This is a genomic window from Nocardiopsis sp. NPDC006139 (genome assembly GCF_040614155.1).
In the GTDB taxonomy this organism is placed as follows: Bacteria; Actinomycetota; Actinomycetes; order Streptosporangiales; family Streptosporangiaceae; genus Nocardiopsis; species Nocardiopsis changdeensis.
This window is the reverse complement of record NZ_JBEXTT010000012.1, coordinates 45,080-66,689: the sequence shown is the minus strand read 5'-3', so window position 1 is coordinate 66,689 and position 21,610 is coordinate 45,080. Positions and strand designations below refer to the sequence as shown.

Genomic DNA, 21,610 nt, shown 5'->3' with positions numbered 1-21,610 from the left:
TCGACCGATCGCGTCCGACAGGGGAAGTTTTCCGACGCGGGGAACGGGGCGTGGACGTGCTGGACACGGAACGGGACAGGTTCATCTGCGACGGCGCCACCGTCGTCGCGCTCGGCGGCGAGCTGGACATCGCCACCGCCGAGGCCGCGTACGCCGCCATCGCGGCCGCCTCCGCCCGGGGCTGTGTGGTCGTCGACCTGGCCGCGGTGGAGTTCATCGACGCCTCCGGGGTCAACGCCTTCATCAACGCGATGCGCGTCACCACCCGCGAGCGCCGCCACCTGGCCCTGGCCTGCCCGCCCCGCCAGCTCTCGCGCATCCTCGACGTCCTGAACCTGCGCACCCTGCTGCCCACCCACGGCGACCTGGCCTCCGCCGTCGCCGCGCACGCCGGGACCCGCGCCGCCGCCCGCTGACCGCACCCGCGCGGCAGGCCGCCCCCGGATGACCCGGACAACGCGGAGGGCGCGCCCGACGGGGTCGGACGCGCCCTGGGAACACCCCCCGGCGGGGACTACTCCACGGTCACGCTCTTGGCCAGGTTGCGCGGCTGGTCCACGTCGTTGCCCTTGGCCAGCGCCAGCTCGCAGGCGAACACCTGCATCGGCACGGTCGCCACGATCGGCTGGAGCAGGGTCGGCACCGCCGGGATCTCGATGAGGACGTCCGAGTACGGGCGCACCGACTCGTCGCCCTCCTCCGCGATGACGATGGTGCGGGCGCCGCGGGCGCGCACCTCCTGGATGTTCGACACGATCTTGTCGTGCAGCACACTGCGGCCCTGCGGCGAGGGCACCACCACGACGACCGGCAGCCCCTCCTCGATCAGCGCGATCGGCCCGTGCTTGAGCTCGCCCGCCGCGAACGCCTCGGCGTGCATGTAGGCGAGCTCCTTGAGCTTGAGCGCGCCCTCCATCGCCACCGGATAGCCGACGTGGCGGCCCAGGAACAGGACGGTGTCGGCGTCCGACAGCGACCGGGCCAGCTCGCGCACCGGGCCGACGGTGTCCAGAACCTTCTCCACGTGCTGGGGCATCGTGGCCAGCTGGGCGATCACCGCGTCGATCTCGTCGCCGAACTTCAGCCCGCGCACCTGCGCCAGGTACAGGCCGATGAGGTAGCAGGCGGCCAGCTGGGTGAGGAAGGTCTTGGTGGCGGCCACCCCGACCTCCGGGCCCGCGTGCGTGTACAGCACGCCGTCGGACTCGCGCGGGATGGTGGAGCCGTTGACGTTGCAGATCGCCAGCACCTTGGCGCGCTGCTCGCGGGCGTAGCGCACCGCCATCAGGGTGTCCATGCTCTCGCCCGACTGGGAGATCGCGATCACCAGGGTCTGCCGGTCCAGGATCGGGTCCCGGTAGCGGAACTCGCTGGCCACCTCGACCTCGCACGGGATGCGGCACCAGTGCTCGATGGCGTACTTGGCGATCAGGCCCGCGTGGTAGGAGGTGCCGCAGGCGATGATGACGATCTTCTCGACCGAGCGCAGGTCCTGCGGGGACAGCCGCATCTCGTCCAGGGTCAGCTCGCCGCCCACGGACAGGCGGCCCAGGAGGGTGTCGGCGATCGCACGCGGCTGCTCGACGATCTCCTTGAGCATGAAGTAGTCGTAGCCGCCCTTCTCGGCGGCGGAGGCGTCCCAGTCCACGTGGTACTCGTTGACCTCGACGGGGGCGCCGTCGTAGTCGGTGACGCGCACCGAGTCCGGGCGCAGCTCCACGACCTGGTCCTGGCCCAGCTCGACCGCGTCGCGGGTGTGGGCGATGAACGCCGCCACGTCGCTGGCCAGGAAGTTCTCCCCCTGGCCGCGGCCGACGACCAGCGGCGAGTTGCGGCGGGCGGCGACCACGAGGTCGGGGTCGTCCACGGAGACGGCGACCAGGGTGAAGGCGCCCTCCAGGCGCTTGCACACCGCGCGCATGGCGGCGGCCAGGTCCCCGTCGCCGCGCGCCGCCAGCTCGGTGCTGAGCAGGTGGGCGGCCACCTCGGTGTCGGTCTCGGAGGTGAACTTGCAGCCCGCGTCCTCGAGCTCCAGCCGCAGGGCGGCGAAGTTCTCGATGATGCCGTTGTGGACGACCGCCACCCGGTTGTCGTTGTCGACGTGGGGGTGGGCGTTGACGTCATTGGGGGCGCCGTGGGTGGCCCAGCGGGTGTGGCCGATGCCCGCGCCCTCTCCGGTGATCGGGTGCTCCTCCAGGGCACCGCGCAGGTTCGCGAGCTTGCCGGCCCGCTTCTCCGTGTGCAGGGCGCCCCCGCCCAGCACAGCGACACCCGCGGAGTCATATCCGCGGTACTCCAACCTCGCGAGGCCGTCCACGACGACCTGGAGCGCCGATTGCGGCCCGACGTAGCCAACGATTCCGCACATGGCCGCCAGCGTAGGCCAAAAAGGACGCCGAATCGACCAACCACCCGTTGATACCAATGGTCGTTTTCCCAGGTAACGGTATAGACCATTTGGTGTACCACGGGTAGACCGCGCAGGTGGGGGCCGTGCGGGGCGTCCGAGTGGAACCGGTTCCACCAGGCCGTACCCGGCCAAAAAAACCTTGGTGGACCTGCCTGGGAGGGTCTGCGGCCGCAGGCCGTCCGTTGAGGGTGGCGGAGGGCGACGGGCGGGCGTGTGGTTTCGACCACGTTACGTCCCTGCTTCGGGCTTACCCGGGACCCGGGCGCCCGGACCGGTCGAGGCCCTCGTCTAGGGTGGTCACTCGTGTCCCACCCGACGAAGAACGGCGTCTCCACGCCGTACGTGGAGCTGGACCGGGAGGCCTGGGCGGCTCTGCGGGCCGCCACTCCGCTCTCCCTGACCGAGGCCGAGCTCGCACGGCTGCGCGGTACCACCGACCCGACGTCCCTGGAGGACGTGCGGGACGTCTACCTGCCCCTGTCCCGGCTGCTCAACCTGTACGTCGGCGCCACCCAGCAGCGGCACGCCGCCGTCCGGGGCTTCCTCGGGGAGGCCGACCGGCCCTCCCCGTTCATCATCGGTGTGGCCGGGAGCGTCGCGGTCGGCAAGTCCACCACCGCGCGCCTGCTGCGGTCCCTGCTGGCCCAGTGGCCCAACCACCCCGACGTGGAACTGGTCAGCACCGACAACTTCCTGTACCCCAACGCGGTGCTCGAAGCGCGCGGCCTCATGCGCCGCAAGGGCTTCCCCGAGAGCTACGACCGGCGGGCGCTGGTCCGGTTCGTCTCGGAGATGAAGGCGGGGGCCGACCGCATCGACATCCCCGTCTACTCGCACCTGCACTACGACATCGTCCCCGGCGAGCGGCAGACCGTGCACCGCCCCGACATCCTCATCGTCGAGGGCATCAACGTGCTCCAGCCCGCCACGGCCGGACGGCTGGCCGTGTCCGACTTCTTCGACTTCTCGATCTACGTCGACGCCCGGGTCGACAACATCCGCAACTGGTACCTGGACCGGTTCCGGGAGCTGCGCCGCACGGCCTTCTCCGATCCGCGGTCCTACTTCCACCACATGGCCACCACCCTGCGCGAGGAGGAGGCCCTGGAGTTCGCGGCCAACACCTGGCGCACCATCAACGAGGTCAACCTCGTCGAGAACATCCGCACCACCCGGGGGCGGGCCACCCTCGTCCTGTTCAAGGGGGACGACCACCGGGTCAGCCGGGTCCGCCTGCGCAAGACCTGAGAGCGGTCCGGGACACGCCCGGGCGGGGGTAGGCTGGTCCTTCTTTCTCTCCACGGCCCACCCCGGATGGGACGCCGTGCGCTTCACGAGGATCGGAACGAACCGGGCCCTGAGGGCGACCGGGGCGGGACCCGCGCACGCGCGAGGCCGTGCCGTGTCCCGTCGATCCCTCCCGAGGTCCGCATGACCACGACCGATCCCACGACCACGCCCGCCGACCCCGAACTGGTCGCCGAACGAGACTCCCTCGCCGCCGCCCGCGCCGCCCTGCGGGCGATGCGCGAGGAGGTCGAGGGCACCGAACTGATGCTCGGCGACGTCGTCAACGACAAGGTCACCAACGCGGCGCTCCAGCGCGGACGGCAGCGCCGCCTGGCCGCCCTCGCCGACCTGCCCGGGGCGCCGCTGTTCTTCGGCCGCCTCGACTTCGACCCCGGCACCGTGTTCCTCGACGAGGACGCCGGCCGGGGGCCCGACCGGGTCCACATCGGACGCCGGCACGTCCACGACCCGCAGGGCCGCCCCATGGTCCTGGACTGGCGCGCGCCGATCAGCGTCGCCTACTACCGCGCCTCGCCCACCGACCGGATGCGCGTCCTGGTGCGCCGGCGGTACGGGTTCACCACCCTCGACCACGGGCCGCGCCGGGACCCCGAGGTGGTGCTCACCGCGTTCGAGGACGAGCACCTGACCGGCGCCCCCGCACCCGACGAGCGGCCCGGGGAGCTGCTGGCCGCCGAGATCGAGCGGCCCCGCACCGGGCCGATGCGCGACATCGTCGCCACCATCCAGCCCGAGCAGGACGACCTGGTCCGCGCACCGCTGGGCACCACCCTGTGCGTGCAGGGGGCACCGGGCACCGGCAAGACCGCGGTGGGCCTGCACCGCATCGCGTTCCTGCTCTACACCGAGCGCGAACGCCTGTCCCGGGCGGGTGTGGCGATCATCGGGCCCAACCGGTCGTTCCTGTCCTACATCCGCGACGTGCTGCCCGCCCTGGGCGAGGTCGACGTCACCCAGACCACCGTCGGGGACCTGCTCACCCGCGGCCTGCCCGAACGGTTCCGGCCCGCCGCCGGGTGGGTGCGCCGGACGGAGGAGCCCTTCGCCGCCCGGGTCAAGGGCGACGCCCGCATGGCCGAGGTGATCCGCCGCGACCTCTGGTCGCACCTGCGCGAACCCGAGGAGGCGCTGATGGTGCGCCGCGGCTCGCGCCGCTGGCGGCTCTACCCGGAGGACCTGCGGCCCCTGCTGGACGAGTTGGCGGGCCGCGGCGTCGCCTACGGCTCGGGCCGCGAGCTGCTGTCCCACCGCATCGCGCACACCGTGCTCACCCTCATGGAGTCCGAGGGGGAGGTCTGCGACGACCGCACCCACGAGCAGGTCCGCCGCGACCCGGCGGTGCGCTCCGCGGTGACCGCCCTGTGGCCCAAGGTGGAGCCGACGGCCCAGGTGCTGGGGCTGCTCACCGACCCCGAGCGGCTGGCCCGGGCCGCCGACGGGATCCTCGACGAGCGGGAGCAGGCCGCCGTCCTGCTGCCGGGGAGGCCGCGCGGACCCAAGTCGGCCCGCTGGTCGGCGGAGGACCTGGCGCTCATCGACGAGGCCGCCGCGCTCATCGACCGGCCCGTGGGACTGGGCCACATCGTCGTGGACGAGGCCCAGGACCTCAGCCCCATGCAGTGCCGGGCCATCGGGCGCCGCTGCGAGTCGGGGTCGCTCACCGTCCTGGGCGACATCGCCCAGGGGACCAGCCCGTCGGCGGTCCGCACCTGGTCCACGCTGCTGGAGCACCTGGGCAAGCCCACCGGGCACCTGAGCGTCCTGGACCGGGGCTACCGGGTGCCCGCGCAGATCATCGACTTCGCCGCCCGGCTGCTGCCGACCATCGCCAAGGGGCTGGGCGCCCCGGTCGCGGTCCGCCGCGCCCCGGGATCACTGCGGGTCACCCCGGCCGCCGACGGCCTGGCCGCCCAGGTGGCCCGGGCCTGCCGCGCCGCCCTGGAGGGGGAGGGGTCGGTGGGCCTCATCGCCGCCGACGCCCACCTGCCCGCCCTGCTGGAGGAGCTGGCCGCGGAGGGCCTGGACGTCCCGGTCCTGGACGACGACACCGGCCTGGACGCCGCCCGCCTGGTCGCCGTCCCGGCGGGCCTGGCCAAGGGCCTGGAGTTCGACGCGGTCGTCGTCGCCGAGCCGGCCGCCATCGCCGAGGCCGAGGAGCGCGGCCTCAACCGCCTCTACGTCGTCCTCACCCGCGCCGTCAGCACCCTCCACGTCGTCCACTCCCGCCCGCTCCCCGGCCCCCTCGCCGAGGCCCCGGTCAGCGGCTGACGGGGGTGGGGCGGCGGACACCGGAGCGCTTCCAGGGGCCGGAGAGGATCCCGGCGGTCAGCAGCCACAGGGCGACCGTGACCAGGTGGGCCCGCTCCAGGAGGCCCAGGGCGACACCCGGGTCGCCGTCGCCGCCGGAGACCCGGACGGCCAGGACCAGGACGGCGACCGCGGCCAGCGCCTGGAGCGCGGCCACCGCCGCGGCCCAGATCCAGGCCGGGTCGGCGGCCCGGCGCCGGTCCACGGCGAGGGTCACCGCGCCGGCCAGCGCTGCCACGATCGCGACGGTCGCCAGGACGGGCTGCGCGGCGGTGGCCCCGCCCACCCCCTCGGCCAGCGCCTCCGACGCGCAGGCCACGTCCGTGGAGACCACACAGCGGCCCGGCAGCAGCGAGGCGACGAAGGAGGCCGCGCCGAACACGGCCATCGACCACCAGGACGCGGTCAACCAGAAGCCGGTCCGGCGGGCGCCCAGCGTCAGGCCGAGCGCGGCGGCGAGCACCACCAGGATCGACCCCGCGCGGTGGGCGCTGTCCAGGAATCTGCCGAACCCCGACTCCGGGTCGGCCGACGCGCCCTGGACGAGACTCCCGCCGGGCAGCATGACCTCCAGCGCCCACAGGCTGTACACGATGGCGGCGGCCACGGCCGCGACCCGGCCGTCCCGGTAGTCCCAGTGCCAATGTCCCGAGTAAGACATCGCGCGTGCCCTCCGTTCTCACCCGAAGCCCTCTCCACGTCTCTCGGACGGAGGACCCCCGGGTGCTCCCGGTCACACCGGTCGGTCAGGGGGACTTATGCCCCGGGGACCGCTCCGTCACCCCTCGGGTGACCCCGCCTCGGCCAACTCGCGGCGTCACCGTTATCCACGGGTGCGCCTGGGCGCGGCATCATGCAGAGAACGGAGCAGACGGGCACGTACGGACGGACCCGGCCGGAGAGGGAGTGCGCACGATGGACGATCCGACCACGACACGGTGGGTGATCGTGGGGGTCGACGGCACCGACTCCAGCCGCCACGCCCTGGAGTGGGCGGCGCAGCAGGCGGTGCTGCGCGGGCTCGGCGTGCGGATCGTGGCCGCGGCCGGCGCCCTGACCTCCGTCGGGGTGTTCGGGGCGCACACCCGGCTCGACGTCCCCCCGGACGAGGCCGACACCGGCGACGCCGAGCGCCTGCTGTCCTACGCCGCCGACTGGATATCGCGGCTCTTCCCCGAACTCCGGGTGCAGACCCGCCTGTCCTACGCCCGCCCCGTGGACGCGCTGCTGGCCGAGGCCGCCGCCGAGGGGGCCGTCGCAGTGGTGGTGGGCTCGCGCGGGCTGCGGGGGATCGTGGCCGCCTTCGTGGGCTCCGTCGGCATCGAGCTGGCCGCCCGCTCCCCGGTGCCGGTGGTGGTGCTCCCGCACGAGCACGCCGCCGCGCACGGCGTCCGCGGCCGGGTCATCGTCGGCATCGACGGGTCCGAGCCCAGCCGCCGGGCCGTCGACTTCGCTTTCACCCAGGCCGAGTTCGCCGACACCGAGCTGGTCGCGGTGAGCGCCTGGCAGCCGCTGGTGGCGTTCGCCGCCGCCACCGGGCCGATCCCGCCGGAGCTGTTCGACGACACCACCGCCGCCGAGGCCGCCCGCCAGTCGCTGGACGAGGAGCTGGCCCAGGCGCGGCTGCGCCACCCGCAGGTCCCGGTGAGCACCCGGGTGGTGCGGGCCCACCCCGTGGTCGCCCTGCTGGAGGAGGCCACCCCCGCCGATCTCATCGTGGTGGGCTCGCGCGGCCGCGGAGGCTTCCGGGGCCTGCTGCTGGGCTCGGTCAGCCACTCGGTCCTGCACGGCGCCCGCGGCCCGGTCGCCATACTCCGCTAGGGCGGGTTCGGCGGATGACTCCGAGCGTTCCGGCGCTCGCGCCGAATGCCGGGAGCGGCCGCGCGGTGATCTCTCGCAGGCCGGTCCGGGGGCGGTTGTCCGAGCGCAGGCGGCGCGGCGAGAGGCGGCCTCGCGGCCTCGACCCGGAACGATCAACACGCCCTCAAGGAGCGCACGCGGACGGCGCGGGCCGTCGCGGCGCCGTCGGCGGTCGGTGACGCGATCCCCGCCGCAGGGGGAGGCGTCCTGACGGGACGGCCCCGGGCCGTGCCGCGTACGCGAGACGCCCGGCGGCCGGGGCGGTCGAGCGCTTCGACGGCGGCACCGGCACGGACGGCGCCGATGCGGCCGTGCGCGGGCGTTCCGGGATCTCCGCAGGCCGGAGCTGGGACCCCCGGAGACCGGTCCACCCGGCGTCCCACGGCTGGACCGGCGCAGGGCCGCGGACCTGTGTGACGAACGACACGGCGTGTCGTCGCAGGGGCGTGCCTCCCCCTTGCCTGCGGGGGAATCGGGTTCCACCGGGAATGGAACACCCGCCACCACGGCCTCTTCCGGCGCATGAGTGCCGTTCCGGAAAGCCTTGCAGCACAGGGATTCCCGGCTTTCGAGCCGTATAGCTTTAGACCATTGGCCTATACCAATTGGTCACCGCAGGGGGGCGTCGTTCATGATGCGAGGGATCTCGATTCACGAAGGAGCCGCTGTGACTGTCGGTATTGATCTGGGCGTGGCCCCGACCTCCCACGAAGAACTGGTGTCCTGGGTTCACGAGGTCGCGGAGCTGACCCGGCCCGACAACGTCGTCTGGTGCGACGGCTCCGAGGAGGAGTGGACCCGTCTCACCGACCTGCTCGTCGAGCAGGGCACCTTCAAACGCCTCAACCCGGAGAAGCGCCCCAACAGCTTCTACTGCACCTCCGACCCCACGGACGTGGCCCGCGTCGAGGACCGCACCTACATCTGCTCCGAGCGCGAAGAGGACGCCGGCCCCACCAACAACTGGATCGCCCCCGACGAGATGCGCGCCACCTTCGGCGAGGTCTTCCAGGGCTCCATGCGCGGCCGCACCATGTACGTCGTGCCCTTCTGCATGGGCCCGCTGGGCGGCGAGATCTCCCAGCTCGGCGTCGAGATCACCGACTCCCCCTACGTCGTCGTCTCCATGCGCATCATGGCCCGCATGGGCGACGCCGCCCTGCGCCTGATCGAGGAGCGCGGCGACTTCGTCAAGGCCGTCCACTCCGTCGGCGCCCCGCTGGAGCCCGGCCAGGAGGACGTGCCCTGGCCCTGCAACCCCACCAAGTACATCTCGCACTTCCCCGAGACCCGTGAGATCTGGTCCTACGGCTCCGGCTACGGCGGCAACGCCCTGCTGGGCAAGAAGTGCTACGCGCTGCGCATCGCCTCGGTGATGGCCCGCGACGAGGGCTGGCTCGCCGAGCACATGCTGATCCTCAAGGTCACCTCGCCGGAGGGCAAGACCCACTACATCGCGGCCGCCTTCCCGAGCGCCTGCGGCAAGACCAACCTCGCCATGCTCCAGCCGACCATCCCGGGCTGGAAGGTCGAGACCGTCGGCGACGACATCGCCTGGATGCGCTTCGACGCCCAGGGCCGTCTGCGCGCCATCAACCCCGAGGCCGGGTTCTTCGGCGTCGCCCCCGGCACCGGCGAGAAGACCAACGCCAACGCCATCGACACCCTGTGGGGCAACAGCATCTTCACCAACGTCGCCCTCACCGAGGACGGCGACGTGTGGTGGGAGGGCCTCACCGAGGAGCCCCCGGCGAACCTGACGGACTGGAAGGGCCGCCCCTGGACCCCGGCGTCCGCCGAGCCCGCGGCGCACCCCAACTCCCGCTTCACCACCCCGGCCGGGCAGGCCCCGACCATCGCCGACGAGTGGGAGGACCCGGCCGGCGTGCCGATCTCCGCCATCCTCTTCGGCGGCCGCCGCGCCACCGCGGTCCCGCTGGTCACCGAGTCCCTCAGCTGGCAGCACGGCGTCTACCTGGGCGCCAACGTCTCCTCCGAGAAGACCGCCGCCGCCGAGGGCACCGTGGGCGAGCTGCGCCGCGACCCGTTCGCGATGCTGCCCTTCTGCGGCTACAACATGGGCGACTACTTCGCCCACTGGATCAAGGTGGGCGCCGGCGCCGACCAGGCGAAGCTGCCCAAGATCTTCTACGTGAACTGGTTCCGCAAGGACGCCGAGGGCCGCTTCGTGTGGCCCGGCTTCGGTGAGAACAGCCGCGTCATCAAGTGGATCGTGGAGCGCCTGGAGGGCACCGCCGACGCCGTCGAGACCCCGATCGGCCTGCTGCCCGCCAAGGGCGGCATCGACACCGAGGGCCTGGACCTGTCCGCCGAGGACCTGGAGTTCCTGCTCTCCGTCGACCCCGAGATCTGGAAGCAGGAGGCCGCCCTGGTCCCCGAGTTCTTCAAGACCTTCGGCGACCACCTCCCGGGCGAGCTCTGGGACGAGTACCACGCCCTGCTGGACCGGCTCGGCCGGTAGCGGCATCCCGCCGGCCCCGCTTCTTCCGCGCGCGGGGCCGGTGTCGGCACGGGGCGCGGGCACCGCACGGTGCCCGCGCCCCGGCGCTTTCCGGGGGGGAGGGTCAGGGGTTCGCCGGGTCCGTCCTTTCGGCCGGGTCTGCGGACTTCGAGGTCTCCGAGGACTCTGAGGGGCCCTGGGGCTTCGAGGGTTCCGGGGGTGTCGGGGACTCCGGGATCTCCGCCGCTCCGGCGGCCCCGGGTACGAGCAGGGGCCGCAGCTCGTCGGCGGCTCCGGGCCGTCGAGGAACTGCTGCGGTACCTGACCATCGCGCACACCACGGTGCGCGTCGCGCTGGAGGACGTCGAACTGGACGGGCGGGTGATCCGGTGAGGGTCGCGCTCGATCGTTCGCTCTGCATCGGGGCCGGGATGTGCGTCCTCGGCGCGCCCGGCGTGTTCGACCAGGACCCCGAAGAAGGGCTGGTGGAGCCGGTGGGCGGGGACGCCCCCGACCCCGGGGACCCGGCGGTCCGCCGTGCGGTGGACACGTGCCCGTCGGGGGCGGTCGCCCTCGTGCCCTGAGTTCGGGGGGCGGTGGCCGGGGTTCGAGGGCCGGTGGGCGACGGGCAACGGGCCGAGCCGGGGAGGCGGGGGGGCGGGGCCGCCCCGCCCGGGTTTCGGCGGGCGTGTTCCGGCGGTGGGGTGTTCCGGTGACGGGTGCGGCGTGCGGGGTTCCGGTCCTGGTGGCAGGGCCCGTGCGTTCGGGCCGCAACGCCAACCGAACATTTGCGGGTGTTTCCACGAACTCCCACAAGGGGATTCCGGTACGTGCTAATCATGTGACCGACAGTGACGAAATCTGCCCTCGGGAACCCCAAATGCTCACCCTGCTCCTCATCCTCGCCGTCCTGGCCGTCATGGTCGCGGGGGCCGTCCTGGCCGCCGGCCGCTTCCGGGTCGACGACGGGGAATCGGGCGGTGCCGTCGGCATCGTCGTGGCGCCCTGTGTCCTGGCCCTCTACCTCGGCTCGGCCGCCATGGGCGTGGTCATCGGATGGGAGGGCTACAAGGGCGCCGAGGACGGGGTGATGGCGGAGGTCGGCTCCGCCCAGTCCCTGTACTGGAGCACCGTCGCCCTGCCCGAGGACGAGTCCGAGGAGGTCCGCGATCGGCTGCGCGCCTACCTGGGCGCCGTGATCGAGGACGACTGGCCCGCCATGGAGGCGGCCGAGGGGCTCAGCGCGGAGGGCGACGCCGCCTACGCCGCCCTGGCGGCGTCGGTGCGGTCCCTGTCGGTCTCCGACACCGGCGACGGGCTGGACCGGCTCACCGCCCGCCAGGAGCTGAACGCCCTGGGGGAGGCCCGTCTGGAGCGCGCTGACGCGGCCACCGAGGGCATGCCCCCGCTGCTCACCGGCATCGCCGCGCTCTCGGCGATCGCCGTCGCGGTGCTGCCCTTCGCCATGCTCCGGCGCGGCTCCCGGATCGCCTACTTCTGGGCGGCGGCCAACCTGGCGTTCGTGTTCGCCACGGTGGTGCTGCTGTTCTACATGGGCCACCCGTTCAGCGGGCTCCTGGCCCACGACCCGGGCGGGTTCGAGGAGGCCCTGGCCGGCCTCGACGCCATCGACCAGGCCCTGGCCACCCCGGTGTCCGCCCACTGACCGCCGCCGTAACGCAGTCGGTGGCCGCCGACCGCTGTCGGCGGCCACCGGTCAGCGCCGGCTACTGCCGGCTCGCGCGGGCGGCCGCCCCCGCGGACGCGCCCGCGGCCACGGCCACCACGACCAGCAGGACCGCCGACGTGCGCATCGAGCCGAAGGCCGGAGAGACGGTCGCCCCACCTCCGGTCATGTCCGCCACCGGCAGGGCGGCGGCCGCCTCCACGGGCACCTCGCGCCGGGCGGACACCGGGGGCTCCTCCTCGGGGGAGGCGGGGGCCGCGGCGCCGGGGCTCGGGGAGACGGCGGGCTCCGCGCCGGGGGCGGGCGTCTCCCGCGGCGGAGCGGGCCGCTCCTGCGGGCTCTCGGGCGTGCGCGGCAGGCGGGGCTGCGGCTCCGGAACGCCCGGGGGCTCCTCCGCGGGCGGCTCCTCGGGAGAGGGCGGCACCGGCTTCGGCGGCACGGGCTCCGGCGGGACGGGCCGCGGCCCACGCGGCGGGCAGTCCGGGGCCCGGCCCGAGTGGACCACCACCCGGGTCCCGTCGGCGCAGATCAGGACATGGGACACGGGGGTCCGGCCGACCTCCACCTCGACGCGGTCGGGGCCGTTCACCACGTTCACGCCCGGGGCGTCCACCCGCACCCCGTCCTCCCCGGCGGAGACCGACACGGGACCCTGGGAGACCGCAGTCCCGGGGTCGGGGACGGCGGCCCGGGCCGCAGGGGCGCCGCCGATCAGCAGTAGGCCCGTCACCAGGGCGGCAAGGGTGCGGCGGGGGGACCTCATATCACTCCTCGTGCTCGTTGTATGACACTCGGAGATCGTACGGGTTCACGGCGGCCGACGGGGCCGGAACACCACGGCGGGGGGCGAGGGGGTCGAAGGGCCCGGGAAGGCCGAGGAGGCCGAGGAGACAGAGGGGTCCGGGCGGGTGGGCGTCGGGTGGAACCGGGGGGCGAGCGGAAGGGGCGGGAGGGCGTAGGGGAATCCGGGACGGATGCGGACGAGAACGGGTGGAGTCGGCTGCGGCCGGGGGCGAGGGGCGGGCTCAGGGGGAGTGCAGGCGCAGGACCGCGTGCTCGGCCCAGTCCGGCGGCCGGGTCAGCCAGGACACCACCGCCATCGTCGCGAACGCCAACGGGATGGTCCACGCCGCCGGCTGGGCCAGCAGCACCGTCGCCCACCCCGGCGGGGTCGGCAGCAGGAGCGACCACCCCACCGCCCCGGTGGCCGTCACCCCGCCCACGGCCAGCCCCGCCGCCGCGCCGGGCAGGGTGAGCCTGCGCCACCAGATCCCCAGCACCAGCAGCGGGCAGAACGTCGACGCCGCCACCGTGAACGCCCACACCACCAGCACGTTGATGTCGATCTTCTCGGCGGGCAGGGCCAGCAGCACCGCCACGCACGCGCCCACCGCCACCGCCAGCCGCAGCCGCGGCACGCTCCCCTGGAACAGGTCGTGCGACAGCCCGCCCGCCAGCGCCAGCAGCAGCCCCGACGACGTGGACAGGAACGCCCCGAACGCCCCCGCCGCCACCAGCGCCGTCAGGATCGTCCCCGCCGCGCCCGGCACCGCCTGCGCGGGCAGCACCACCGCCACCGTGTCCGTCCCCTGCAACAGCACCAGATGCGGGGTCAGCACCCGGCCCAGTAGCCCGTACACCACCGGGAACAGGTAGAACAGGCCCAGCAGGGCGATCACCCCCACCGCCACCCGGCGCGCGATCCGCGCCGACGGACTGGTGTGGAAGCGCATGATGACGTGCGGCAGCCCCATGCAGCCCAGCGTGATCGCCAGCAGCGTCGACCACGTCTCGAACAGCGGGTACCCGCCCGAGTCCAGCAGCGGCGTGCTCCAGCGCTCCCCGCCCAGGTCCGGCAGGCCCTCCGGGTGCGGCACCGCCGCCCCCGCCGGGAACACGAGCCGTGTCCCCTCGGCCACCGTGTGGTCGCCGGCCTCCAGGTCCACCCGCGCGCCGTCCGGGGCGGTCACCGTCACCGGCTCGTCCAGGCCGAAGGTGGTGTCCACCGTGAACTCCACCGGCGTCGTCTGCGCGAAGTGCGTCCCCCACTCCGGGTGCAGCGCCTGCGCCCGCAGGTCGGCGCCCGCGTGCGCCACCAGGTAGACCGCCGGGATCGCGATGAACAGCAGCTTGACCACGTAGTGGAACGCCTGCACGTACGTCGCCGAGCGCATCCCCCCGGCCGCGATCGACCCGCTGACCACCATCCCGGCCAGCACCACGCCCACCCAGTACGGAGTGCCGCTGACCAGCGCCAGCACCACCCCGGCGCCCTTGAACTGCGGCACCAGGTACAGCAGCATGATCACCAGCACGACGCAGCCGCACAGCTTGCGCAGCCGGGGCGCGCCCAGCCGGTACTCGGCGAAGTCCGGCACCGTGAACGCGCCCGACCGGCGCATCGGCCCCGCCACCAGGGCCACCACCGCCACGTAGCCCGCGCAGAACCCCACCGCGTACCACATGGTGCCCAGGCCGTTCTTGAGCAGCAGCCCGGACAGGCCCAGCACCGAGGCGGCCGAGAGGTACTCGCCGGCGATCGCCAGGGCGTTCCAGTTCGGCGACACCCGGCGCGAGGCCACCAGGAAGTCGGAGGTGGAGCGGGCCGCGCGGACCCCGTAGATGCCGATGACGAGGCTGGTGACCAGCACCAGGCCGATGGCCAGGACGGAGATCACGGCTCGTCGGGGGCCTTTCTGTCGGGGTCCTTCCCGTCGGCGGGCGGGTGCTCCGTGGCGGTGTGCTCCGGGGAGCGGGGGGAGGGCGGGGCGGTGGTGGGCCCTGTGGTCTCGGGCTCCGTGGTCTCGTGTTCTGCGGCCGTGTGCTCCGGGGGGTGCTGGGCGGGCTGTCGGGGGGTCTGCCGCGCGGCCGCCCGCGCGGACCGCGCCTCGGCCCGTTCGGCGGACCGCACGTGCCACAGCGCCAACAGGAACAGCAGCGGGTACACCGCCGCCACGACCAGCGCCCACGACAGCGGGACACCCGCCACCCGCGACTGCGTCAGCTGCGGCCACAGCGCGAACGCCCCGCTCATCCCGAACAGCAGCAGCGACAGCAGCCCCACCGTGCGCACCGCCGTCCGGCGCTGGCGGTGGAAGAGCCGCCGCGCCGCCTCGGTGTCCACCGGCCCGGGGATCGGCAACAGGTGCTGGGCCGGGCGGTTGCCCCGGGCCAGCGCGATCCGGGTCTGCGGGCTGGTCAGCTTCTCCCGCCGCGGGCTCATGGCGTCCGCCGCGCCGAACCGTCGGGTTCACCGTCCCGCGGCCGGGGGGCGGGGGCGGTGGTCTGGGCGTTGGCGGCGCGCCCCAGCTGGTCCCGGCGGGCCGCCTCCAGCAGCCGGGCGCGCAGGTGCCGGCCGTGCCTGCGGCTCACCGGTACGTCCCCGGCCGGGGTGCCCGCCACCAGCCCGGAGGAGGACGTCACCCGCAGGTCGCGCACCCACGGGATGGCGATGAGGAAGCCCCGGTGCACCCGGACGAATCCGGCCGACGCCCACACCTCCTCCAGGTAGGACAGCGACAGCCGGATGAGGTGGCCGCCCTCGGCGGTGTGCAGCCGCACGTAGTCGCCCTGCGCCTCGACGAACTGCACGTCGTCGCGCTTGACGAACACCGTCCGGCGGCCCGTGTCGATCTGCACCACGTGCAGGTCCTCCGCCGGGGGAGCGGCCGCCTCGGGGCGGCGCAGCTGAGCGATCCGCCCCACCGCCTCGGCCAGCCGCTCCGGACGGATCGGCTTGAGCAGGTAGTCCACGGCGCCGATGCCGAACGCCTCCACCGCGTGCGCCTCCGACGCCGTCACGAACACGATCGACGGCGGCTCGGACATGACGCTCAGCACCCGGGCCACGTCCATGCCGTCCAGCCCCGGCATGAGGATGTCCAGGAACGCCGCGTCGATGCTCTCCACCCCGAGCAGGCGCACGGCCGCGGCACCGTTCTCGGCCACCAGCACCTGCGCCACCTCGGGCATGTCGCCGAGCAGCGCCGCCATCTCCTGGCGGGTGGACGCCTCGTCCTCCACCACCAGGACGCGGAGCGCGGACTTCACTGCGCCACCACCCCCCTGGTGAACCTCGGAACGCGCACGGTCACCTTGGTCCCTTCCCCCAACGCGGTCTCGATCACCAGACCGTACTCGGGTCCGTAGACGGCGCGCAGCCGCTGGTCCACGTTGGCCAGGCCGATGCTGCGCGACTCCGGGCCGGTCCCCGCCAGCAGGGCGCGGGCCAGGTCCGGGTGCATGCCCACGCCGTCGTCCTCGATCTCGATGACGCACAGCGGCCCCTCGCCGAACCCCGAGACGCTGATGTGCCCGCGCCCCTCCTTGCGCTCCAGGCCGTGCCGGATCGCGTTCTCCACGATCGGCTGCACCACCAGGAAGGGGATCGCCACCGGCAGCACCTCCGGGGCCATCCGCACGGTGATGTCCAGCCGGTCGTGGAACCGGGCCCGCTGGAGTTCGAGGTAGGTCTGCACCGCCTCCAGTTCGTCGGCGACCGTGGCGTAGTCGCCCTTCTCGGAGAAGCCGTACCGCAGGTAGTCGGCGAAGTCCGACAGCAGGTGCCGGGCCCGGTCCGGGTCGGTGCGCACCAGCGCCGCGATGACGGCCAGCGCGTTGTGCACGAAGTGCGGGGAGATCTGGGCGCGCAGGGTGCGCAGGTCGGCGGCGGCGATCCGGGCCCGGGCCCGGCGCAGCGCCGCGTGGTCCAGAGAGTCGGAGACGAGGGCGGCCGCCGCCTCCACGTCGGCCTCGACCGGGTCGCCGGAGGCGAGCAGGGCCCCGGAGATCTCGTCGGCGACGTTGAGGGGGACGGCGCAGACCGTGGTCCCGTCCTTGAGCCGGGTCCGGACGTTGCTGCCGTATTCGAACACCTGGGAGAGCAGGGAGTCCACCTCCTCCGGCTCCGGACGCCTCCCGTGGCCGGCCACCGGGCCGTCCAGGTCGGCCAGGACGACGCCCTCGGCGCCGAGGAGCCGCCGCAGCCGCTTGGCCGCGGCGGGCACGCTCCTGCCGTGCAGCCCGTCCCGGAGGTCGACGCCCAGAGCGTGGACCTGGCGCATCAATTCGACGCTCGCCAGAGTCTCCGACGACTCGGGACGGCGACGTCGGGAGGGGGACAACCACGACGGCCACCGGTACGACACATGACGACGATATCCCAGCAAAGTGTGTCGGCGCTCACGTTGTCTGGGTCACCTTTCGGTCGCTGTGGGGATGTCGGGTGGAGGGGCGGGTGGGGAAGAGCACGGGAGGGCGGGGTGGCATGGAGCGGGCCCGCCACCCGTGGGGGTGACGGGCCCGGTGGGAAGGGGAGCCGGGGCGGTGGCCGGGGACCCGGAGGCAGGGTGCACCCCCGGACGGGAGTGCGGCCACCGATGGCGTCCCGGATCCTCTGTGGGTCCATGGGGCGGGGTCATGGGGCCGGAACCCCGGTGAGGGGCTCCGGCCCTGGGCGGGCTAGTGGTCCGAGGCCTTCTCGGCGCCCGCGCCGGACAGGGCGCGGACCTGGAGCAGGGCGAACTTCTCGAAGTCCTGCTCCTTGGAGGTGAGCGTGCCGATGACGGCGCACAGGATGCTGATCGGCACCGACACCAGGGCCGGGTTGGGCAGCGGGAACCAGGAGAAGTCGGCACCCGGGATGAGCGCGGTCTCCGACCCGGAGACGACCGGGGAGAAGAAGACCAGGCCGACGGCGCTGATGAGGCCGCCGTAGATGCCGGCCAGGGCGCCGCGCGTGTTGAAGCGCTTCCAGAACAGGCTCAGCAGGAGGGTGGGCAGGTTGGCGGAGGCCGCGATCGCGAAGGCCAGCGAGACCAGGAAGGCCACGTTGAGGCTCTGGGCGAACACCGCCAGCACGATGGACACCACGCCGACGCCCAGGGCGGCGAGCTTGGCGACCCGCACCTCCTCGGTGCCGGACGCCTTTCCGCGGCGCAGGACCGAGTTGTAGAAGTCGTGCGCCAGGGACGAGGAGGAGGCGATGACCAGGCCCGCGACCGTCGACAGGATCGCGGCGAACGCGGCGGAGGCGATGATCGCCAGCAGTACCGCCCCGGCCATCTCCCCGCCGATGCTCTCGCCGACCGTCTGCGCCAGCTGCGGGGCGGCGGTGTTGCCCGCCGCGTCCTGCGCGCGGATCGCCTCGTGGCCGACCAGGGCGGCGGCGCCGAAGCCCAGCACCAGGGTCATCAGGTAGAAGGCGCCGATGAGGCCGATGCCCCAGTTCACCGACTTGCGGGCGCTCTGGGAGTCCGGAACGGTGTAGAACCGGATGAGGATGTGGGGCAGGCCCGCCGTGCCCAGTACCAGGGCCAGGCCCAGGCTGATCAGGTCGAGCTTGTTCCACATGGTCTGGAGCGGGTCGCCCTCGACCTCGACGCCGTAGCGCAGGCCCGGCTCCAGGAACCCGGACTGGCCGCTGGCCTGCGCGGCGTCGCCCATGAGCGCGCCCAGGTTGAAGCCGTACAGGCTCAGGGTGAGCACCGTCAGCAGGGCGGCGCCCGCCATGAGGATGATCGCCTTGACGATCTGCACCCAGGTGGTGCCCTTCATGCCGCCGAAGGTGACGTAGATGGTCATCAGCAGGCCGACGACCACGATGCCGACGATCTTGGCGGTGGCGGCGTCCATGCCGAGGAAGGTCTGGCCCTCCTGGATGCCCAGGAGCAGGGCGATGAGGGCGCCGGCGCCGACCATCTGGGCCAGCAGGTAGAAGATCGACACCACCAGGGTGGAGACCGACGCCGCGGTGCGCACCGGGCGCTGCTGCATCCGGAAGGAGAGGACGTCCCCCATGGTGTAGCGGCCGGAGTTGCGCAGCAGCTCGGCGACGAGCAGCAGGGCTACGAGCCAGGCGACGAGGAAGCCGATGGAGTACAGGAAGCCGTCGTAGCCGAACAGGGCGATCATGCCCGCGATGCCGAGGAAGGACGCGGCGGACATGTAGTCGCTGCCGATGGCCAGGCCGTTCTGGAGCGGGGAGAAGCTCCGGCCGCCGGAGTGGAAGTCGGTGGCGGACTTGGTCTGGCGGCCCGCCCACACGGTGATCCCGAGGGTGGCCGCGACCATGAGGGAGAAAAGGATGATGGTGACGAGGCGGGAGCTCTCGCTCGTCGTCGCCTCCTGGGCGAGCTCGATCACGAGGCGTCCCCCTGGTTCTTCCGGAGGTTCTTCTGGAGGGCTTCGCGCACGTCGGCGGCGGCGGGGTCCAGGTTGCGGCGGGCGTACAGCGTGTACCAGATCGCGATGCCGAAGGTCGACACGAACTGGAGCACGCCGAAGACCAGGGCCACGTTCACGTTGCCGAAGAGCACCGTGCCCATGACGTCCCGGCCGAAGGCCGACATCAGGACGTACAGGAGGTACCAGGCGAGGAACGCCAGGCTCGCCGGGAAGATGAAGCGGTACAGGCGCTTCTTGAGCAGCTGGAAGCGCGGGTCGGAGTGCATGGCGACTGCGGCCTCAGCGCTCAGTTCGGAGCCGTCGCCGTTCGGCGGCGGTGAGGGGTCCTTCGGGGACCGCTCGATCGTCATGGCGTGGAACCTCCGGGGGGATGGGCTGGACGGTGCGGGTGTGATCGCGGTGGTACGGGGGGCGGCATTCGATTTCTCGGGTGTTGACGTCCGATTTCTCGAATGTGACCTGTATTACTCGGCACTGTAAGGAGTCGCACTGCCCGACCAGGAGGGGGCGCGCGGGCGTGCGCGCCGAACGCGGGAGCGGCGCGGCGAGCGGTCGCCGACCGTGCGGTGAACGGTCGTGATACGGGACGAACGGTCGGCCAGCGGTCGAGGGCGCGTGGTCGGGGCGGGGGCGCGGCGGGGAGACCGGGGCTTGGGGCCCGGCTGCCGGGGGATCGGAGGGAGGCGTCGGTGGTGGGGGCGGCGGGGCGCCGGTGAGGGGGATCTCCACGGGGGGTGGAAGGGCGCGGGCGGAGGGGCCGTTGTAGCTTGTACATGACCAACACCGCGCCAAGGCGCGGCCCCGGTTCCCAGAGGACCCCGGACGAGGTGCGCCGTACCCGGTCAGGACAAGACGGCGTCGGAATGACCGTTCTCGTCGTGGAGGGTTGGAACCGATGATCGCCTGGATCGTGCTGATCGTATCCGGACTGTTGGAGACCGCCTGGGCCATCTCGCTCAGCGCGTCGAAGGGATTCACCCGCCTGTGGCCGACCGTGAGCTTCGGTGTCACCCTGGTCGCCAGTATGGGCGGCCTGGCCTATGCCCTGCGCACCATTCCGGTGGGCACGGGGTACGCGGTGTGGGTGGCCATCGGCGCCGTCGGCACCGCGCTGGTGGGCATGTTCTTCCTGGGTGAGGGGTTCAGCCTGCCCAAGGCGCTGTGCCTGCTGCTCATCGTCTCCGGTGTGATCGGCCTCAAGCTTCTGCACTGACCCGGTCCGCCGGGCGGGAGCGCTGAACCGGTGGGGCGGCCGGACCGGCCCGTTGTCGGTCCGTGCCGGTGCGTGCCGGTCCATCGGCTCGGGGGATCGTTCGGGTCCGGAGCCTTGTTCTCGTCCTTTGCCCGTGTGTGCGCCCTCGGCGCAGACACAGGCAAAGGTGTTCCCGGGGGCGGGTGCGTGCGGCTTTCACCCCGTGGGGCCGGTGGCACGGCGGTCACGGAAGGCAACGCCTCCTGGAGCGGGGCGCGGTTCTTCCTTCCCCCACCCCCTGGGGCCGTGGGTACGCGCGGCCTTCACCCCCTGGGGCGGGGGTGCTGTGATGCCCTGCGGTTGTGGCGGGGGCCGGTCGGGGGTGGTGTCAGGTGAGGAGTTGTTCGACGATGCGGCCTACGCCGTCCTCGTGGGCGGGGGGTGCGGTGCGCAGGCCCAGGGCGGGGTCGAGGAGGGCGGGGTGGCCGCTCGCCATGGCGTAGCCGGCGCCGGCCCAGGAGAGGGCGGGCAGGTCGTTGGGCATGTCCCCGAAGGCCACGACCTCGTCCGCCGACACCCCCCAGCGCTCGCACACCATCGCCAGGGTGCTGCCCTTGTCCACGCCCGAGGCGCTCATCTCCAGCAGGCCGAAGCCGCCCGAGTAGGTGACCTCGACCATGGTGCCCACGGCCTGGGCGGCCGTCTCGTGCAGGATGTGCACCGGGACCCCCTGGGAGCGGACGAGGAGCTTGGTGATGGGGCGCGCCCGCTCCAGGAGGGTGTCGGTGGAGTCGACCACCTCGCGCACCCAGTCGCGCGGCACCCAGGGCTCCAGGTCGTAGTGGGGGTCGTGGTAGAAGTCCGTTCCCGTCTCCACACCGAAGCCCACGCCCGGCAGGGCGCCGCGCAGTTCGCCGATGACGGTTCCGGCGGTGGCGGTGTCCAGCGCCCGGATGAGGGGGTCGGCCCCGGGCAGCTGGGCCACCGCTCCGTTGCCGCAGAGCACCGCGGAGCAGGTGAAGAGGGAGGCGATGTGGTGGGTGGTGCGCGGCGGGCGCGCAGTGGACAGGACCAGCTTCACGCCGGCGGCCACGGCCGCGGTCAGGGCTCGGCGGTTGCGTTCGGAGACACGGCCGTCGAGGCCGAGGAGGGTGCCGTCGAGGTCGGTCGCGATGACCCGGGGAAAGACCATGTTCC

General features: G+C 73.2%; 18 protein-coding genes, 1 pseudogene and 1 riboswitch. Of the genes and pseudogenes, 9 read left to right on the top strand and 10 right to left on the bottom strand.

Translation table 11 applies throughout. From position 1 onward, the window contains the following. Positions 1-50: 50 nt before the first annotated feature. Positions 51-416: an STAS domain-containing protein gene (locus ABZ249_RS17595; RefSeq protein ID WP_355263680.1), complete on the top strand. Its 366-nt coding sequence runs from the start codon at positions 51-53 to the stop codon at positions 414-416. Positions 417-514: 98 nt separating this feature from the next. On the opposite strand, the gene glmS is transcribed toward ABZ249_RS17595, so the two are convergent. Beyond that, positions 515-2,368: a glutamine--fructose-6-phosphate transaminase (isomerizing) gene (gene glmS, locus ABZ249_RS17590; RefSeq protein ID WP_355263677.1), complete on the bottom strand. Its 1,854-nt coding sequence runs from the start codon at positions 2,366-2,368 to the stop codon at positions 515-517. 384 nt (positions 2,369-2,752) lie between these two features. Here glmS and coaA point away from each other — a divergent pair, with 384 nt between their 5' ends. Both coaA and ABZ249_RS17580 read left to right on the top strand, forming a co-directional pair. After that, the gene (gene coaA, locus ABZ249_RS17585) at positions 2,753-3,658 is read left to right on the top strand and encodes a type I pantothenate kinase (RefSeq protein ID WP_220565510.1); all 906 of its coding nucleotides are present in this window, start codon (positions 2,753-2,755) and stop codon (positions 3,656-3,658) included. A gap of 183 nt (positions 3,659-3,841) precedes the next feature. Continuing rightward, positions 3,842-5,989, top strand: a complete 2,148-nt coding sequence (locus ABZ249_RS17580; RefSeq protein WP_355263674.1) for an ATP-binding domain-containing protein — start codon at positions 3,842-3,844, stop codon at positions 5,987-5,989. Here ABZ249_RS17580 and ABZ249_RS17575 read toward each other — a convergent pair. After that, on the bottom strand, positions 5,979-6,689 hold the full coding sequence (locus ABZ249_RS17575) for a DUF998 domain-containing protein (RefSeq protein ID WP_355263671.1): 711 nt from the start codon (positions 6,687-6,689) through the stop codon (positions 5,979-5,981). The two genes, ABZ249_RS17580 and ABZ249_RS17575, sit on opposite strands and share 11 nt — an antisense overlap. Positions 6,690-6,943: 254 nt before the next feature. On the opposite strand from ABZ249_RS17575, the gene ABZ249_RS17570 reads away from it, so the two are divergent. The 5 genes from ABZ249_RS17570 (at position 6,944) to ABZ249_RS17550 (ending at position 12,015) form a co-directional block, all read left to right on the top strand. Then, positions 6,944-7,849, top strand: a complete 906-nt coding sequence (locus ABZ249_RS17570) for a universal stress protein (protein WP_355263668.1) — start codon at positions 6,944-6,946, stop codon at positions 7,847-7,849. Positions 7,850-8,573: 724 nt separating this feature from the next. Continuing rightward, positions 8,574-10,370: a phosphoenolpyruvate carboxykinase (GTP) gene (locus ABZ249_RS17565; RefSeq protein ID WP_355264095.1), complete on the top strand. Its 1,797-nt coding sequence runs from the start codon at positions 8,574-8,576 to the stop codon at positions 10,368-10,370. 198 nt (positions 10,371-10,568) lie between these two features. Further along, positions 10,569-10,742: a hypothetical protein gene (locus tag ABZ249_RS17560; RefSeq protein ID WP_355263666.1), complete on the top strand. Its 174-nt coding sequence runs from the start codon at positions 10,569-10,571 to the stop codon at positions 10,740-10,742. Then, on the top strand, positions 10,739-10,933 hold the full coding sequence (locus tag ABZ249_RS17555; RefSeq protein ID WP_355263663.1) for a (4Fe-4S)-binding protein: 195 nt from the start codon (positions 10,739-10,741) through the stop codon (positions 10,931-10,933). The genes ABZ249_RS17560 and ABZ249_RS17555 overlap by 4 nt, the downstream gene beginning before the upstream one ends. A gap of 296 nt (positions 10,934-11,229) precedes the next feature. Next, positions 11,230-12,015, top strand: coding sequence for a hypothetical protein (locus ABZ249_RS17550; RefSeq protein ID WP_355263660.1), 786 nt, complete (start codon positions 11,230-11,232; stop codon positions 12,013-12,015). Positions 12,016-12,076: 61 nt separating this feature from the next. Here the strand turns inward: ABZ249_RS17550 and ABZ249_RS17545 are convergent, their stop codons facing one another. The 7 genes and pseudogenes from ABZ249_RS17545 to ABZ249_RS17515 all read right to left on the bottom strand — a co-directional run bounded on the left by ABZ249_RS17545 (position 12,077) and on the right by ABZ249_RS17515 (position 19,571). After that, positions 12,077-12,799 (bottom strand): hypothetical protein, encoded by a 723-nt coding sequence (locus ABZ249_RS17545; RefSeq protein ID WP_355263657.1) that lies wholly within the window; start codon positions 12,797-12,799, stop codon positions 12,077-12,079. 262 nt (positions 12,800-13,061) lie between these two features. After that, the gene (locus ABZ249_RS17540) at positions 13,062-14,714 is read right to left on the bottom strand and encodes a cation acetate symporter (RefSeq protein WP_355263654.1); all 1,653 of its coding nucleotides are present in this window, start codon (positions 14,712-14,714) and stop codon (positions 13,062-13,064) included. A gap of 200 nt (positions 14,715-14,914) precedes the next feature. Next, positions 14,915-15,259, bottom strand: a pseudogene (locus ABZ249_RS17535) (hypothetical protein); the annotation flags it as partial. After that, on the bottom strand, positions 15,256-16,086 hold the full coding sequence (locus ABZ249_RS17530; RefSeq protein ID WP_220564769.1) for a LytTR family DNA-binding domain-containing protein: 831 nt from the start codon (positions 16,084-16,086) through the stop codon (positions 15,256-15,258). The pseudogene ABZ249_RS17535 and the gene ABZ249_RS17530, both read right to left, overlap by 4 nt. Next, the gene (locus ABZ249_RS17525; RefSeq protein ID WP_220564770.1) at positions 16,083-17,099 is read right to left on the bottom strand and encodes a histidine kinase; all 1,017 of its coding nucleotides are present in this window, start codon (positions 17,097-17,099) and stop codon (positions 16,083-16,085) included. Before ABZ249_RS17525 ends, ABZ249_RS17530 begins: the two co-directional genes overlap by 4 nt. A gap of 397 nt (positions 17,100-17,496) precedes the next feature. Next, entirely contained in the window at positions 17,497-19,176 is a 1,680-nt protein-coding gene (locus tag ABZ249_RS17520; RefSeq protein WP_355264092.1) for a cation acetate symporter, read from the bottom strand. Further along, positions 19,176-19,571 (bottom strand): DUF485 domain-containing protein, encoded by a 396-nt coding sequence (locus ABZ249_RS17515; protein WP_355263650.1) that lies wholly within the window; start codon positions 19,569-19,571, stop codon positions 19,176-19,178. The genes ABZ249_RS17520 and ABZ249_RS17515 overlap by 1 nt, the downstream gene beginning before the upstream one ends. Before the next feature lie 448 nt (positions 19,572-20,019). After that, positions 20,020-20,083: riboswitch (guanidine-III (ykkC-III) riboswitch) on the top strand. Between the two features lie 36 nt (positions 20,084-20,119). On the opposite strand from ABZ249_RS17515, the gene ABZ249_RS17510 reads away from it, so the two are divergent. Then, positions 20,120-20,434: a multidrug efflux SMR transporter gene (locus ABZ249_RS17510; protein WP_355264089.1), complete on the top strand. Its 315-nt coding sequence runs from the start codon at positions 20,120-20,122 to the stop codon at positions 20,432-20,434. A 367-nt stretch (positions 20,435-20,801) separates the two neighbouring features. On the opposite strand, the gene ABZ249_RS17505 is transcribed toward ABZ249_RS17510, so the two are convergent. Further along, positions 20,802-21,605, bottom strand: a complete 804-nt coding sequence (locus ABZ249_RS17505; RefSeq protein ID WP_220564772.1) for an HAD family hydrolase — start codon at positions 21,603-21,605, stop codon at positions 20,802-20,804. Between the last annotated feature and the right edge of the window lie 5 nt (positions 21,606-21,610).